Source organism: Stenotrophomonas sp. 364 (assembly GCF_009832905.1).
Lineage (GTDB): Bacteria > Pseudomonadota > Gammaproteobacteria > Xanthomonadales > Xanthomonadaceae > Stenotrophomonas > Stenotrophomonas maltophilia_AP.
The window spans coordinates 3,603,053-3,618,541 of the sequence record NZ_CP047135.1; the positions used below are offsets into that span (position 1 = coordinate 3,603,053).

Here is a 15,489-nt window from a genome sequence, read left to right on the forward strand (position 1 = left end):
CGCTGCGTCCTGCACCAAGGTGGATGGCCCATCGTGCCATGAAAGCGTGGCCCGTCCACACGGACAGGCCACGACCGTGGTCAGGGACGCACGAAGGCGACGCGCTCCAGGTGCGCGTTGCTGGCAGCCGCCAGCACCTTGGCCATCACCGCATACTCGGCGTCGGGGTCGGTGGCGATTCGCAACTCCGGCAGGTTGCCGGCGTGCGCCTGTGCCTGGTCCTGCATGCGTGCCTGCAGGGAGGCGACCGGCACCACCTGCCCGTTCCAGGTGACCTGGTTGGACGCATCCACGCGCAGCTCGATCGGCGGCGGTGGCTCGGTGGGCGGCACTACGGTGGTGGTGCGTTGCGGCAGGTTGACCGGGATGGGCAAGGACACCATCGGGGCGGTCACGATGAAGATGATCAACAACACCAGCATCACATCGACCAACGGGGTGACGTTGATCTCGGCCAGTGGTCCAGACGTAGCGGCTGCGCGGAATGCCATGCTCTGTCTCTCCCTGGAGCGGGCTGCCCCATGGCCGACACTACGCCGGGCGCGGCCGGTCTTCACCGCGCTGTGCGGCGCTCGTTCATGATCGAGTCGGCTTGCCCTCACCGCCCTTCACCGTGCGCCGTTATGCTTTCGGCCATGACTCGACTTCCCCTGTATTTCCTCAGCGCCTCCGTCCTGCTGGCCTGCACCGGGGTCAGCCCGGTGGCCGATGCGCAGAACCTGGATGCGCAGCGCGCGCAGCTCAAGGCAGCCATCGACAACGCCGAGCGCGGCCAGTACGACCCGGCCCAGGCCGCAGCGCTGGCCAGGCATCCGCTGTACGGCTGGCTGGAATACGCCAACCTGCGCCGGAACATCGACTCGGTCAGCGCCACGCAGGCGCAGGACTTCCTCAAGCGTTACAACGGCCAGGCCGTGGCCAGCAGTTTCCGCAGCGTCTGGCTGCCCGCCCTGGCACGCCGCCAGGAGTGGCCCACGCTGCTGGCCAACTGGGTTCCCACCGACAACGTCGGGTTGCGCTGTGCCCAGCTCAACGCACGCCAGGCCACCGGCAAGGCCGACGCACAGTGGACCAGCGAGGCCCAGGCGATCTGGCGCAGCACCGGCAAGTCCCTGCCCGATGCGTGCGATGCGGTGTTCGCCGTGCTCGATGCCAAGGGCGGCCTGAGTGCCGACCTGCGCTGGGCACGCATCGATGCGGCCGCCGACGAGCAGCAGCCGGCGGTGATGCGCAGCGCGGCGCGCGGCCTGCCCGCCGCCGACCTGGCTCTGGCCAACACCTATGCCGCCTTCGTCGACAAACCCAATGCCAGCGCGTTGAACTGGCCGCGCAATGAGCGCAGCCGGCGCATCGCCACCGATGGCCTGGCCAAGCTGGCCAAGGCCGACCCGGCCGCCACCGAGCAGCAGCTGCCGCAGTACGCCAACGCGCTGCAGCTGAGCCCGGCCCAGCAGGCGCAGGTGCTGTACCAGGTGGCGCTGTGGACGGTGGCCTCGTACGGCCCCGAATCGGCTCGCCGCCTCAACGCGGTGCCCGATTCGGCCTACGACGAGCGCCTGCACGAATGGCGCGCGCGCGAAGCGATGTCGCGCGGCGACTGGCCGCAGGCGCTGGCCGCGATCCGCAAGATGGGCCCGACCCAGCGCAGCGACTCGCGCTGGCGCTACTTCGAGGCCCGCATGCTGGAGAAAACCGGCAAGCGCAGCGAGGCGCAGCCGCTGTACCGCGAGGCGGCACGTGCGGCCACCTTCCATGGCTTCCTCGCCGCCGACCAGCTCGGCCAGTCCACCTACACGCTGTGCCCGTGGGAACCCAATGACAGCGCTCAGGCGCAGGCGGCGGTCGCCCGCGACCCGGCCATCGTGCGGGCCATGGAGCTGTTCAAGATCGAACGCGCCGGCTGGGCCGTCGCCGAGTGGAATGACGCCCTGAGCCGCTACGACGCCACCCAGCGCCGCATCGCGGTGGAAGTGGCGCGCGACAACGGCTGGTTCGACCGTGCGGTGTTCTCGCTGGGCAAGACGCCGGACGAGCAGCGCCTGTATTCGCTGCGCTTCCCGCTGCATCACGACGACGCCATCCGCCGCGAATCGGCCCGCAACGCGATCGACCCGGCCTGGGTGGCCGCCGAGATCCGCGCCGAGAGCATCTTCAACCCGAAGGCGCGCTCCCCGGCCAACGCCATGGGTCTGATGCAGGTGCTGCCGGCCACCGGTGCCAGCGTGGCCAAGTCGATCGGCCTGACCAACTACGGCGGCGCCGCCAGCCTGTACGACCCGGACACCAACATCGCTCTTGGCACGGCCTACCTGCGCCAGCTGATGAACAAGTACGAGGGCCTGCCGTACATCACCATCGCCGCCTACAACGCCGGTCCCACGCCAACCGCGCGCTGGCAGACCCAGCGCCCGGGCTTCGACCCGGACATCTGGATCGAGACCATCAGCTACAAGGAAACCCGCGAGTACGTCGCGCGCATCCTGGCCTTCAGCGTGATCTACGACTGGCGCTTGAACGGCAACGCCCTGCCGGTGACCGACCGCATGAACGGTCGCCTGCAGGCCAAGCGCAAGAATTTCGCGTGTGCGGCCAACGCGGACAAGGGCGGCGACTGAGCCGCCGCGGTATGCCGGCCGCTGGCCGGCTCCTCGCAATGCCCGAAGATTCCCGCGAGCCGGCCAGCGGCCGGCACTACGTCATTGTGCGGGTTCATGGCGAGCCGGCCAGCGGCCGGCACTACCGGTTGGCGTCGCGTTGGCCCACTGCGGCATCATGGGCGCATGAAGATCTATCTTGTTGGCGGCGCCGTACGCGACCGCCTGTTGCAGCAGACCCCCGGTGACCGCGACTGGGTGGTGGTAGGCGCCACCCAGGCGCAGATGGAAGCACAGGGCTACAAGGCCGTGGGCCGCGACTTCCCCGTGTTCCTGCATCCGGACACCGGCGAGGAATACGCACTGGCGCGCACCGAGCGCAAATCCGGGCGCGGCTACCGCGGCTTTGTGGTCGATGCCGACCCGTCAGTGACGCTGGAAGACGACCTGCTGCGCCGCGACTTCACCATCAACGCAATCGCCTGCGACGAGGCCACCGGTACGCTGGTGGACCCGTATGGCGGTGCGCGCGACATCGAGCAGCGTATCCTGCGCCACGTGGGCCCCGCGTTCGTGGAAGACCCGCTGCGGGTACTGCGTGCGGCGCGCTTCATGGCGCGCTTTGCGCCGTTCGGTTTCACCGTGGCCCCGGAAACCCTGGACCTGATGCGCCAGATCGCCGACAGCGGCGAGCTCGATGCGCTGGTACCCGAGCGGGTGTGGCAGGAACTGCGCCGCGCGCTCACCTGCGCCCAGCCCTCGGCTTTCCTGCGCACGTTGCACGAGGCCGGCGCGCTGCGGGCGATCCTGCCGGAACTGGAGGCGCTGTATGGCGTGCCGCAACGCGCCGAATTCCATCCCGAGGTGGATACCGGCGTGCACCAGGAAATGGTCAGCGACATGGCCGCGCGATTGGCGCCAGGCGACGACCTGATCGGCTTTGCCGCGCTTACCCACGACCTGGGCAAGGGCCTGACGCCGCCGTCGGAATGGCCGCGCCACATCATGCACGAGCAGCGCGGCGTCGCCCCGCTGCATGCCCTGTGCGAGCGCCTGAAGGTACCGCTGGACCACCGCCAGCTGGCCGAAGCGGTATGCCGCGACCATCTCAATGTGCACCGCATCGACGAACTGCGCGATGCCACCGTGCTGGACCTGCTGGCCCGCTGCGACGGTTTCCGCCGCCCGGAGCGCATCGCGCAGATCGCGCTGTGCTGCGAGGCCGACAAGCGCGGCCGACTGGGCTTCGAGGACAGCGACTACCCGCAGGGCGCCACGCTCACCCGCCTGCACGAGACGGCACTGGCGATCCAGGCGCGCGACCTGGACCTTACCCACCTGAAGGGGCCGGCAGTGGGTGAAGCGCTGGCCAAGGCGCGTACGCGGGCGATTGCGGCGGTGCGTTGAACGTCTGCGCCCCTACGGCCCGTGCATCAACGGGCCCGCGCGGCGCATCCGGTTTCAGCGTGCATCCACCACCGCAGCGGCCTGTTTGCAGGCCGGCTGCGCAAGCAGCCATTCGCGCGCCAGCGCGGCCGCGTCCTGCCCTGCGCCCACCGTGACGTCAGGCTGCAGGCGGTTGCCGTCGCCTACGCCGTTGCGGTCGGCCATCACGCTGCCCGTCAGCAGCAGCATGCTGCCATCGGGCAGACGCGCCGTGGCATTGGAGGTGGAATAGCCGGCACTGGGCTGGCCGAAGCTGCGCGAGGCTGCCCGGCCGCGGAAGGCCAGCACCGACGCCTCGCCGGAACTGGCAGTGCGCGGCCCGAACAGGACGGCCACCGGCGCGCCCGGGTGGCGCAGCGTGTACCGCGTGTTGCGCGATCCGACCACCGCATTGCCGTCCGACCAGATCGCGCCATCGCGATACGCCCACGGCTGGCGTTTGCCGGCCAGAATGGACATCCCGACCGGATCAGCGCCCTTGGCATCGCCCAGCAACGGGCCCAGGCCAAGCAGCATCGGCCACATGTTGCCGCCACTGTTGCCGCGCAGGTCGACCACCCAGCCACAGCGATTACCATCGTCCTGTTCCTGGATGCGCGTCTGCAGCGCAATGGCCGCCTGCTTGCGGGCCTGGTGCTGCACTTCCTGGGGCTGGGTCTGGTCGTCCATGTAGGCGCCTACCGTGATCCACCCCAGCCGCGCTGTCGGTCCCGTGCTGGCGTCCTCTGTCTGAAGGGGCGCAGCGCCCATCGCTGCCTGCGTGGCCTGTGCGCGTTTCGACGCCGTGCGCTGCTGGTCGGCCGATATCCAACGCCCGTGCCCGCCACTGCTGCGCTGGATCACATCGTCCAGCAACCGCCGCGTCTGCGCCGGGTCACGCGCAGCCGCCAGCGCCGCGCGGGCCTTGGACCAGTCCACGCGGTCGCGATACAGCGACTGCTGCTGCAGCAGATCCAGAATCCGCGCCTGTGCCTCGGCGCTGGGTACGTCCTGTGCGTGTGCAGCGCCACTTGCCGTTGCAAGCGCCACCATCAACAGCCAACCACGTCCTGCGATCATCGTGCTACATCCGTGTAGTGAGGAGGCTGCAGCTTAGCGCTGCACGCGGTCATCGGCACAGTGCACCGTTCGCATTACCAGCGACGCGTGCCACCGCAACGCAGCTGGCATCGCCGATTCCGTCCGGCGTGCCGCCGCGGATGCCCGCCTGCCGTCGCCCTACCAGTCCAGCCGCAGCCCGATATTGCCTTCGATCACCTTGCGTTCCTTGCGTGCGCTGCTTTCCAGGTCACGTGTGTAATCGGCCACCGCAAACGCACTGACATTGCTGTTGAAACGCGCCACCACGCCCACGCCCACTTCCAACGCACGCGCATCCTGCTGGTTGAGGATGCGGTTGCTGTCGAAATCGATGCGGTCTTCCCCGTCCAGGGTCTGCCAGTAGTTGAGCTTGATGTACGGCTGCCAGCCGTTGCCGGCGATGTCGTAGTCGGCAGCCAGGCGCAGGCCGACGCGCCCGGTCCAGGCGTTGTCGTTGTCAAAGCGCAGCGCGGACACCGCGTCGCCGGCATCGTCCACCGCCGTGCGCTGCCAGATCACCTGCAACTGCGGTTCCAGCCACCACGCACTCTGCCCGACGCGCAGCAGCGGCTTGCCCACTTCCAGGGAGGCGGTGGTGCCATCGCCGCGCACGTCGATGCCCAGCCCGCGCGAGGAGGTTGCGTCGCCGTCGTAGCGGCTCTGCATCACCACCGCATCCAGGTAGCCACCGGCACTGCCGACACGGGTCCAATACAGGCCCACGTGCTTGTCATCCAGCCGCGTGCGGCCCACCGCAACGTTTTCCCAGCCGATCGCAAAACCGGTCACGTTGCCCTGCGCGCGGGTGCGCCCGACGAATACGCCGAACTGGTCGCGATGGCTATCGCCCGCGCTGGCGTACAGGTCCAGGCCGGCCTGGATGCCTTGGATGTCGCCATCGAAGCCGGGCTGCGCGTCGCCGTCCCACTGCTGTTCGTGGCTCTGCCCCACCAGCCGCGCCCAGGCCGCGCGCACGCCGCCCTGCCCGGCCAGCAGACGCTGCTCGCCTTGGCGTTCGTGGAAGGTGCCCAGGCTGGCCAGGCTGGTTTCGCGCAGCAGCGGCGGCACCACCGAGTACAGGCCGGTCTCGAAGCGGTACAGCGGAATGATGTCGCCCTGCGCGGGGCGCGCACCGGGCGTGGGCGGCACCGCCAGCGGCCCGGGCACCCCCGCCACGTCGGTGGGCACCGGCGGCGGGGTATCGATGGTGGGCGGCGCGACGTCGGCCGGATCGGCCGGCTCGGGCGGCGGGGCCGGCTCGGGCGCGGCCGGGTTCGGATCATCCGGCGGATTCACGTCCGGCGGCGGCGGCGGTGCCGGCGGCAGGTCGACCGGCGGCGTGCCGGTGCTCTCCGGCGGCGGCGGTGGCAACGTGGTGCCCCCGCCCGGCGGCGGCGAAGGTGCGGGGGTAACGCTGGCCACCAGGGTCGAGCGCAGGTACCAGTTCTCGGCCGTGCCGCCGCTGACCCCGCCCTTGAACAGGAAGTACTCATACGCACCGGCGGCGACCGGGTTGTACAGCGCGAACGCGGTGGGCGCGGTGGTGGCGCCGTTGATCGCCTGCACCACCAGGATGCCGTCGGCCACGGTGGACGCACCGGCACCGCCGGCGTTGAGGATGCCCACGCCCGTGGTGCCGCTGGCGCTGCCGGTGGAGATCACCAACTTGTCCGACGCCGAACTGTCGTCGCCCAGCACCGTGTTGAGATACAGCGCGCCGCCATTGCCAACGTAATTGCCGACCACGGTGAAGGTGTCGCCCACGCCGCCGCCGTTGCTCAGGTCGATACGACCGGCGTTGGTGAGCGTGGCCAGCTGCCCGGCCGTGAACGGGGCGACGCCGCCGTTGCCGCCACCGCCGAACACCGCACTGGTGGCATCGATGTCCAGGCGACCGGTGCCGCTGGCGCTGTCGCCCAGCACCAGGGTGCCGTCGAAGGCCAGCTGGGTGTCGTCGCGCAACGCTACCTGTTCCCAGTTGGCAAAGCGCGCCACGCCGCCGGTCTTGACGTTGTCGAAGCCGAGCACGTCGTTGCCCAGCCCACCGTCGAACACCGGCAGCGCGCCCAGGTGGGCGCTGTTGAGGTTGGTCAGCTGCGCGACGTCATCGCCGTCGCCGAAATCGATGGCGCCGTGCACCACGCCGCCGCCGTTCCAGGTCAGGCTGTCGTTGCCGAAACTCATCCGGATTTCACCACGCACGGTGCCGCCGGTGATGGTCACCGCGTCGTCGCCGCCACTGACGCTGATGTTGCCGCCGATGTAGCCGTCGGACAGCACGATGGTGTCGCGGCCGAAGCCGGTGACCAGGTTGCCATCGATGGTGCCGCCGGACATCAGGAAGGTGTTGTCGTCCAGCTTCATGTTGACCCGGCCGATGCGTCCGCCAGTCATTTCGGCGTAGTCGCCATCGTCGAACGCGCCGACGATGCGCCCGCCGGTCATGCGGAAGCGATCCAGCGCGTCGCCCTGCAGCAGGGCGCCGATGCTGCCGCCGGTCATCAGGAAGGTGTCGATGCCCGACCCTTGCTGCACGGTGCCGGTCACGCTGCCGCCGCTGATCTCCAGGCTGTCCTCGCCACCGCCCTGGTCGACGCTGTCGATCACGCCGTCGCGGATCACCAGGGTGTCGTTGCCCGCGCCCTGCAGCACGCCGCCCTGGATGCTGCCGCCGAGCATGTCGATGCGGTCGTTGCCGGCACCGGACACGACCCCGCCGGTACTGCCGGCAATCGTGCCGCGGTTCACCAGGTAGGTGGTCCCGTTGAGCTGCAGCGCGCGGCCGGCGTTGGCGATGATGCTGCCACTGTTGTTGATGACATGCCCGGTACCGGCCTGCACGGTGATGGCGTTGCCGCTGGCGATACCGAGCTGCGCGTTGGCCAGCACGTTGATGGTGGTGTTGGACGCGCCACCGGCGGTGACGATGGCCACCGGATCCGGATTGGGCGCTGCGCTCGAGCAGGTCACCGTCTGGCCCTGACCGGGCGCGGGGGTGTCACAGCCGGCCCAGGCGGGCGCGCTACCGGCCAGCAGGACCGTACCCAGCGCGCCGCCACAGCCCCGACGCAGCCAATGTGAGATACGGTCTGCCAGCACAGTGCGTGCCGGCGCAACGGGCATCGAGCGCATACGCCTTTCCTGTTCGACAAGAGGGGGTAGGGCAACGGCCCAGTGCTTCTACGCAGACCGGCGTCAGTACTTTTACCGCTGCACCGTGATGGGGGGGTAAAAGAAGGTGATGCCAATCTTAGATTTTGAGGTAGATGCGCCGCGCGTCCAGCGCCCACACCACGCCCCACCACACCGCCACGAAGCCCACCGCACACAGCAGCGAGGCCAGCGCGGGCGCGGTCGGCAGCAGCGTCGATAGGGCGTGATACAGCCATCCCCACGCGCCGCTCGCCATCAGCAGCAGCGCCATCGCTGAGGAGCCGAGGTACGCGGCAATGGCGTTGACGCCGAAGCGTCGGCCCAGCGCCGGCGCACCCCAGCGATCCACCAGCAGGTGGGCCAGCAGCAAGGCCGCCACCGATATCCCGCCCGTCCACAGCACGAAACTGGGGGTCCACAGCTGCTTGTTGAGGGGCAGCCACAGCGTCGCTACACCGCCCAGGAACAGGCATGCCGTGGCCAGCGCCGCCAGCCCACCCACCTGCCCCGCCCGCAGCCACGCGCCCGCACGCAGGCCCAGCAGCGTGCTGGCGAGCGCGCCCAGGCTGCTCAGCAACCCTTCTGGGTCGTGGCCGAGCCCGGTCAGCGGGTCGTACTTGTAGAGCAGCGGCGCGAACAACGTGGTATCCAGGCGGCTGGCCGGGTTGACCCACGGTGCCAGCGAATCGGCCCCCAGCAGGATCACCGCGTACGCAAGGAGCAGCCCGACCAGCACCGCCCATTGCGTGCGCGCACGCGTCTGGATCGCGAGCAGCCCGACCACCGCCACGCACAGCGCAATCCGCTGCAGCACGCCCCACAGCCGGTAGGCCGGCAGGTCCATCAGCCACCACGCCAGCAGGTGCAACACCGCGCCGGCCACCGCGATGCGCAGCGCACGCTGCAACAGGCCACTGCGCAGGGCCGGGCGCAACGCCGGCTCGCCCGCGCGCGGCGACAGGCTGAAGGCCATCGACACACCGGCAATGAACAGGAACAGCGGGAAGATCAGGTCGGTGGGCGTGAAGCCGTGCCAGTCCGCGTGCAGCAGCGGTGCATACACATGGCCCCAGTCGCCGGGGTTGTTGACCAGCAGCATCGCCGCCACGGTCAGCCCGCGCAGGGCATCGATCGAGCCCATGCGCGGCGATGGGGAGGCGGTCATGCGTCCTCGCGCTCGCCAGCGATCCAGGTGGCGCGCACCTGCAGTGCGTTGTCGAGCAGCACCAGGTCGGCCTGGTAGCCCTCGGCGATCTCGCCCAGGCGATCGTCCAGGTTGAGGAACTGCGCCGGGTAACGCGAGGCCATGCGGGCGGCTTCATCCAGCGGCAGGCCGAGCAGGTGCACCGCGTTGCGCACCGCCGTGGCCATGTCCAGCGCCGAGCCCGCCAGCGAACCGGCGGCATTGCGCACAACGCCGTCCACGGCCGTGATCACTTCGCCATACAGCTCGTAGCTGGGGCTGTCAGCGCCTACCGGCGGCATCGCGTCGGTGACCAGCATCACCTTGCCGCGCGGCTTGGCCGCCAGCGCCACGCGCAGGCTGGCCGCATGCACGTGCACGCCGTCGGCGATGATGCCAATCCAGCTGTCGCGGTCTTCCAGCGCCGCGCCCACCGCACCCGGCTCGCGCCCGGTCAACGGCGACATCGCGTTGTACAGATGGGTGAAACCGCGGATGCCGGCGTCCAGCCCGGCGCGCGCTTCTTCGTAACTGGCGGCGGTATGCCCGGCCGCCACGATCACGCCGCGTTCGACCAGCGCGCGGATGCTCTCCAACGGCACCCGTTCGGGGGCCAGGGTCAACAGGGTCACGCCGTTGTCGAGCGAGGCCGCCATCGCGATCTCGTCGGCGTCGGGCACGCGGAATTTGTTGGCGTCGTGCGTGCCCTTGCGCGCCGGCGCGATGTACGGGCCTTCCAGGTGGATGCCGAGCACGCCGGGCACGCCCTGCGCGATGGCCGCGCGGGTGGCGTCGATCGCGCGGCGCATCACCTGCACATCGTCGCTGATCAGCGTGGGCAGCAGCCCGGTGGTGCCGAAGCGGCGGTGCGCGGCAGCCAGCGTGCGCAGGCTGTCCACGTCGGGCGTGTTGTTGAACAGCACGCCACCGCCGCCGTTGACCTGCGCGTCGATGAAGCCCGGCAGCAGCCAGCCACCGCCCAGGTCCACCTGTTCGTCGGCGCTGCCCAGTTGCGGGGCCGCGTCGGAGACCAGCGCGGTGATGCGGCCGTCTTCGATCACCACCGCCAGGTCGTCGCGGAACTCATCGCCGGCCAGGATCCGGGCATTGCGCAGGACGGTTTTCATCAGACGGTTTCCGTCACCTTGTTCAGATGCGGCGGCAGGTCCGGGTTGTGCCCGCGGCGCAGCGCCAGTGCATTGATCGCGCGATAGAACGCCTGCACGGTGAGCAGCGGTGCGCAGGCCGGGTGCGGCGCAACCGGCAGCGCCAGGTCGCCATCGACGTCGGCCAGCCACACCTGCGCGTCGCGCGCGCCAAACTCCTGCAGCACCGCGCGGGTGCCCGCGCCGGTTTCATCGGGCTGGGCAAACGCCAGCACCGGGAAGCCCGGGCCCACCAGCGCCATCGGCCCATGCTTCACTTCGGCCGAGCTATAGGCTTCGGCATGCAGGCCGCAGGTTTCCTTGAACTTCAGCGCGGCTTCCTGGGCCGCGCCCAGGCCCAGGCCGCGGCCAAGCACGAACAGGTTGTGCGCCGGCACCAGGCCGTCGGTCAGCACCGACCAGTCGCTGTTCCAGGCCTGGCGCAGTGCATCTGGCAGCGCCCGCAGCGCGGCGATCAGTGCCACGTCCTGGCTCCAGTAAGCCACCAGCTGCAGGATCGCCGACAACGAGGCCAGGTAGCTCTTGGTCGCCGCCACGCTGCGTTCGGCACCGGCTCCCAGCGGAATCACCGTTTCAGCCAGCTGCGCCAGCGGCGAATCCTCCACGTTCACCAGCGCCACCACGCGCGCACCGGCCACACGCGCGGCCTCGGCGTTGCGCAGCAGGTCCGGGCTCTTGCCCGACTGCGAAATGACGATGTACAGCGCGCCCCGCAGTTTCAGTGGCGCTTCGTACACCGAGCCCACCGACGGCGAGGCCGAGGCGGTGACCAGGCCCAGCCGGGTTTCCAGCAGGTACTTGGCGTAGGTGGCGGCATGGTCCGAGCTGCCCCGCGCGCAGGTCACCACGAACGGCGGCGGCGCCGCGCGCAGGCTGGCGGCCAGCGTTTCCACCGCCACCTGGTTGCGCGCGAACTGCGCGGCAATCACGTCGGCGGCTTCGGCGGCTTCGCGGTACATCAGGGTGTCGTGGGGGGCAGGCAGGGACATGGGAACTCAGGTGGTTTCAGGGGAAGGAGGGCGCGCGCCGGTCGGGCGCATCGGCGCGGTGGAACCACGCACCACCAGCTGCGGTACGAAGCCCTGGTTCTGCAGCTGCAGCGGTGCGTCGTCGTAGGCATCGCTGCGCAGCTGCGCGATCAGCAGGCGCGCGGCATGCCGGGCGATGTCTTCGGTGGCCTGCTTGGCGGTGGTCAGCGGCGGCCACGACTGGCGCGAGAATGGACTGTCCTCGAAGCCGGCAATGGACAGGTCGTACGGCACGTTCATGCCGGCCGACTTGGCCGCGGCCAGCACACCGGCGGCGATTTCATCGTTGGAGCCGAAGATCGCGGTGGGCGGTTCGCGCAGCGCCAGCAGCCGACGTGCGCCGCGGAAGCCGTCGTCGAAGGTGTAGTCGCCCTGCACCACCAGGTGCTTGTCGATGCTCATGCCGTAGTCGCGCAGCGCCGCTTCATAGCCGGCATAGCGTTCACCGCTGGAGCGGTGCGAGGTACCGCCCCAAAGGAAGCCGATGCGCTGGTGGCCCAACTGGATCAGGTGTTCGGTGATTTCATAGGCCGCTTCGCGGTCATCGACGAACACGCACGCGCCGTCTTCGGGGTCGGCGGTGGCGGCGATGATGCGCACCAGCTTGATGCCGCGGGCGGTGAGCGCGGCCACCAGATCCTTGCGCTCGGACATCGGCGCGGTCAGTACCAGCCCGGCCAGGCGCGAACGCTGCACCCAGTCGGCCAGCTCTTCGGCCAGCATCGGCGAACTGGAATCGCACGGATGGATCTGCAACCCGAAGCCGGTCTCGCGGCAGGCCGCCAGCACGCCGTTCTGCACGCCGATGATGTGGTACGGGTTGGGGTTGTCGTACACCAGCCCGACCACCAGCGTGGTGCCCGTGCGCAGGTTGCGCGCGGCGGGATCGGGCTCGTAATCCAGCTCGGCGATCGCGCGCAGGACGCGCGCGCGGGTGGCCTGCATCACCGACGGTTCGTTGTTGATGACCCGCGATACCGTCTTCAGCGACACCTTGGCCCGCTCAGCCACATCCTTGATGGTCGCTCTGCGCATGCTCTTTTCCTGCCGATCCGGTTGGACGTCCATGATCGCCGATCACTGGCCGTCGCGGGGCAGGCCGGCCCGATGGCCGCGCACCGAATAGAACAGGATGTACAGGTAGCACGGCACCATCAGCCCGGCGAACACCCACTGGAAGTCGAAGTGCTGCTTGAGCACGGCAAAGGCCTGCGGAATGATCGCGCCGCCGGCAATGGCCATCACCAGCAGCGCCGAGCCGGTTTCAGTGAACCTGCCCAGGCCGCGGATGGCCAGCGGGAAGATCGCCGGCCACATCATGGCGTTGGCAAACCCCAGCGCGGCCACGAAGCCCACCGACACGTAGCCGTGGGTGAGTAGCGCGCCGATGCAGAACACCACGCCCAGCACTGCCGAGACGCTCAGGTAGCGCGACTGCGAAACCACGTGCGGGATCAACGCCAGCCCGGCCAGGTAGCCGACCAGCATTGCGCCCAGGGTGATCGAGGTGAACATTTTGGTCTGGTCCAGCGGCAGGTCGAAGCCATGGCCGTAGGTGCCGATCGCATCGCCGGCCATCACCTCCACGCCCACGTACACAAACAGGCACAGCACGCCCAGCCACAGGTGCGGGAACTGGAAGATGCTGGTGCGTTCGGCGGTGCCGGGCGCGCGCGCCGGGGTGGCGTTGGCTTCGGCGGTCTTCAGCTCGGGCAGCGGCGAGAACAGCACGCCCACGGCCAGCACCACCAGCAGCCCGGCCATGGCCATGTAGGGCATCTGGATCTTGGCGGCGAAGGTATCCAGCAGCACGGTCTTGGTGGCCGCATCGGCCACTTTCACCTGCGCGTCCAGGTCGCCGATGCCATGCAGCACCAGCGTGCCGATCAGCACCGGGGCCAGCATGCCGGCGATCTTGTTGCAGATGCCCATCAGCGCGATGCGCCGCGCCGCAGTCTCGATCGGGCCCAGGATGCTGATGTACGGGTTCACTGCTGTCTGCAGCAGGGCCAGCCCGCTACCGATGATGAACAGGCCGCTGAGCGCCCCCGGGTACCAGCGCTGCTGGGCGAAGTGGGCAAACACCACCGCGCCGGCGGCCATCACCAGCAGGCTCAGGCTCAAGCCCTTCTTCATGCCGGTGCGCTTGAGGATCCACGAGGCCGGCAGGGCCAGGAAGAAGTAGGACAGGTAGAACACCATCAGCACCAGGAAGGCGCCGACCTCGTCCAGCTCGAAGGCCAGTTTGACGAAGGTGATCAGCGGCCCGTTGAGCCAGGTGAAGAAGCCGATCAGGAAGAACAGCACGCCGATGATCAGGATCGACGTAAGCACGCTCGAACGCGCGGAGGCAGCAGGCACGGCAGACATCAAGAAAGCTCCTGCATCGGCGGGCCGCGATGGCGCGCCGGAAGAGTGGCTGGGAACAACGTTGTCACATTTATTCGTCGCCGCTGCCGGGTTTGTCAACAAGCGGTTTTCATCACGGTGCCGATCCGCACCGTGCTGCACCTGCGCAGATCGCACGCCCCGCCACGCTTGACGGTCCCCGGCCGCGCCATTTCAGGCAGGTTGCAAAAACATGGCGGGCAAGGGATGAAAACGTTTTCTGATGACAGCGCCCGCTGCGGCGCAACATCGAAAGTCTGAGGTTATCGTTGACATCGTTGTCAGAACGATTACAGACTCCGCCTCAATCGCCGGGTCGGACCGGTCCTGCACAATCCAAGGGAGCCCGTGTGACCGCAGCCGCCCACTCTGTACCGGCCCATGCCCTGCCCGCCGCGGTGCCGCCGTTCCTGGCCGCCGATGTGGGTGGCACGCATGTGCGGGTGGCCCGGGTGCAGGCCAGCGCCCAGCCGGACCATCCGGTGCAGCTGCTGGAATACCGCAAGTTCCGCAATGCCGATTACCCCGGGCTGAGCGCGATCCTGGCCGAATTCCTCGGTACCGGCGAGCGCCCGGCGCACTGCGTGGTGGCCACCGCCGGCGTTGCCCGGCGGGATGGCACCGTGATCAGCGCCAACCTGCCATGGCCGTTGTCGGCGCGCCGGATCGAACAGGACGTGGGCCTGGACCAGGTCTACATCGTCAACGACTTTGAAGCGGTGGCCTATGCCGCCGCGCAGGTGGACGCCAGCGGTGTGCTGCAGCTGACCGGCCCGACCAGCGCCCCGCGTGGCCCGACCCTGGTGGTCGGCCCGGGGACCGGACTGGGCGCGGCGGTGTGGATTCCCACCGCGTACGGTGCGGTAGTGCTGGCCACCGAAGCCGGCCAGCCCACCCTGGCCACCACCACCGAACTGGAAATGGCTATCGTGCGCCAGATGCAGCGCGAGCATGCGCATGTGTCGGTGGAACACGCCCTGTCCGGCCCCGGCCTGATGAATCTGTATCGCGCCCTGTGTGCCCTCAACGGCGTGGCCCCCACGCTGGCCACGCCCGATGCGATCACCGCCGCGGCCATGGCCAACCAGGACCCGCTGGCGCGCGAAAGCCTGGAGGTGTTCTGCGGCCTGCTCGGCAGCACCATCGGCGACATGGCCCTGCAGTACGGCATCACCGGCGGGGTCTACCTGGCCGGCGGCATCCTGCCGCAGATCCGCGAATTCCTGTTGAACAGCAGTTTCGTGCGCCGGTACCTCAACAAGGGGCCGATGCGCGAGGCGCTGGAACGCATTCCCGTGAAGGTGGTCGAGCACGGGCAGCTGGGCGTCATCGGCGCCGCCAGCTGGTACCTCGGCCATAGGGACGACCCGCGCGTCTGACGGCGCAGCGGGTACGCAGCAAAAAAGCAGTACGTGGCACCCAGGCGCACCCGGCAACGGGGGGCGCGGCAA

11 protein-coding genes are annotated in these 15,489 nt (G+C 69.2%); 3 read left to right on the top strand and 8 right to left on the bottom strand.

The window, feature by feature from the left end; translation table 11 throughout:
• Positions 1–80: 80 nt before the first annotated feature.
• Positions 81–491 (bottom strand): biopolymer transporter ExbD, encoded by a 411-nt coding sequence (locus GQ674_RS16230; RefSeq protein WP_159497900.1) that lies wholly within the window; start codon positions 489–491, stop codon positions 81–83.
• A gap of 132 nt (positions 492–623) precedes the next feature.
• Between GQ674_RS16230 and GQ674_RS16235 the strand changes: the two genes are divergently transcribed.
• Positions 624–2,615, top strand: coding sequence for a transglycosylase SLT domain-containing protein (locus GQ674_RS16235; RefSeq protein ID WP_159497901.1), 1,992 nt, complete (start codon positions 624–626; stop codon positions 2,613–2,615).
• Positions 2,616–2,780: 165 nt separating this feature from the next.
• Positions 2,781–4,001 carry a multifunctional CCA addition/repair protein gene (locus GQ674_RS16240; protein ID WP_159497902.1) on the top strand — a complete coding sequence of 407 codons (1,221 nt, stop codon included), beginning with the start codon at positions 2,781–2,783 and terminating at the stop codon, positions 3,999–4,001.
• Between the two features lie 54 nt (positions 4,002–4,055).
• On the opposite strand, the gene GQ674_RS16245 is transcribed toward GQ674_RS16240, so the two are convergent.
• From GQ674_RS16245 to GQ674_RS16275, 7 genes are all read right to left on the bottom strand, one after another.
• Positions 4,056–5,099, bottom strand: coding sequence for a S41 family peptidase (locus GQ674_RS16245; RefSeq protein ID WP_236546105.1), 1,044 nt, complete (start codon positions 5,097–5,099; stop codon positions 4,056–4,058).
• A 159-nt stretch (positions 5,100–5,258) separates the two neighbouring features.
• Positions 5,259–8,252: an autotransporter domain-containing protein gene (locus tag GQ674_RS16250; RefSeq protein WP_236546106.1), complete on the bottom strand. Its 2,994-nt coding sequence runs from the start codon at positions 8,250–8,252 to the stop codon at positions 5,259–5,261.
• Between the two features lie 118 nt (positions 8,253–8,370).
• Positions 8,371–9,438: a heparan-alpha-glucosaminide N-acetyltransferase domain-containing protein gene (locus GQ674_RS16255; protein WP_159497903.1), complete on the bottom strand. Its 1,068-nt coding sequence runs from the start codon at positions 9,436–9,438 to the stop codon at positions 8,371–8,373.
• A complete protein-coding gene (nagA, locus tag GQ674_RS16260; RefSeq protein WP_159497904.1) occupies positions 9,435–10,583 on the bottom strand; it encodes an N-acetylglucosamine-6-phosphate deacetylase in 1,149 nt (382 codons plus the stop codon). The genes GQ674_RS16255 and nagA overlap by 4 nt, the downstream gene beginning before the upstream one ends.
• The gene (locus tag GQ674_RS16265) at positions 10,583–11,611 is read right to left on the bottom strand and encodes an SIS domain-containing protein (protein WP_159497905.1); all 1,029 of its coding nucleotides are present in this window, start codon (positions 11,609–11,611) and stop codon (positions 10,583–10,585) included. Before GQ674_RS16265 ends, nagA begins: the two co-directional genes overlap by 1 nt.
• Positions 11,612–11,617: 6 nt before the next feature.
• Complete coding sequence (locus GQ674_RS16270) at positions 11,618–12,685, bottom strand: LacI family DNA-binding transcriptional regulator (RefSeq protein ID WP_137190372.1); 1,068 nt, start codon at positions 12,683–12,685, stop codon at positions 11,618–11,620.
• A 42-nt stretch (positions 12,686–12,727) separates the two neighbouring features.
• Positions 12,728–14,020, bottom strand: coding sequence for a sugar MFS transporter (locus GQ674_RS16275; protein WP_137190373.1), 1,293 nt, complete (start codon positions 14,018–14,020; stop codon positions 12,728–12,730).
• A 368-nt stretch (positions 14,021–14,388) separates the two neighbouring features.
• Between GQ674_RS16275 and GQ674_RS16280 the strand changes: the two genes are divergently transcribed.
• Positions 14,389–15,417 (top strand): glucokinase family protein, encoded by a 1,029-nt coding sequence (locus tag GQ674_RS16280; protein ID WP_159497906.1) that lies wholly within the window; start codon positions 14,389–14,391, stop codon positions 15,415–15,417.
• The last annotated feature ends 72 nt before the right edge of the window (positions 15,418–15,489 follow it).

What these genes read in the sequence shown, in the direction of transcription:
- GQ674_RS16275 (WP_137190373.1), bottom strand. Translation starts at nt 14,020, where the DNA reads ATGTCTGCCGTGCCTGCTGCCTCCGCGCGTTCGAGCGTGCTTACGTCG.
- GQ674_RS16235 (WP_159497901.1), top strand. Translation starts at nt 624, where the DNA reads ATGCTTTCGGCCATGACTCGACTTCCCCTGTATTTCCTCAGCGCCTCC.
- nagA (WP_159497904.1), bottom strand. Translation starts at nt 10,583, where the DNA reads ATGAAAACCGTCCTGCGCAATGCCCGGATCCTGGCCGGCGATGAGTTC.
- GQ674_RS16245 (WP_236546105.1), bottom strand. Translation starts at nt 5,099, where the DNA reads ATGATCGCAGGACGTGGTTGGCTGTTGATGGTGGCGCTTGCAACGGCA.
- GQ674_RS16270 (WP_137190372.1), bottom strand. Translation starts at nt 12,685, where the DNA reads ATGCGCAGAGCGACCATCAAGGATGTGGCTGAGCGGGCCAAGGTGTCG.
- GQ674_RS16255 (WP_159497903.1), bottom strand. Translation starts at nt 9,438, where the DNA reads ATGACCGCCTCCCCATCGCCGCGCATGGGCTCGATCGATGCCCTGCGC.
- GQ674_RS16250 (WP_236546106.1), bottom strand. Translation starts at nt 8,252, where the DNA reads ATGCGCTCGATGCCCGTTGCGCCGGCACGCACTGTGCTGGCAGACCGT.
- GQ674_RS16265 (WP_159497905.1), bottom strand. Translation starts at nt 11,611, where the DNA reads ATGTCCCTGCCTGCCCCCCACGACACCCTGATGTACCGCGAAGCCGCC.
- GQ674_RS16240 (WP_159497902.1), top strand. Translation starts at nt 2,781, where the DNA reads ATGAAGATCTATCTTGTTGGCGGCGCCGTACGCGACCGCCTGTTGCAG.
- GQ674_RS16230 (WP_159497900.1), bottom strand. Translation starts at nt 491, where the DNA reads ATGGCATTCCGCGCAGCCGCTACGTCTGGACCACTGGCCGAGATCAAC.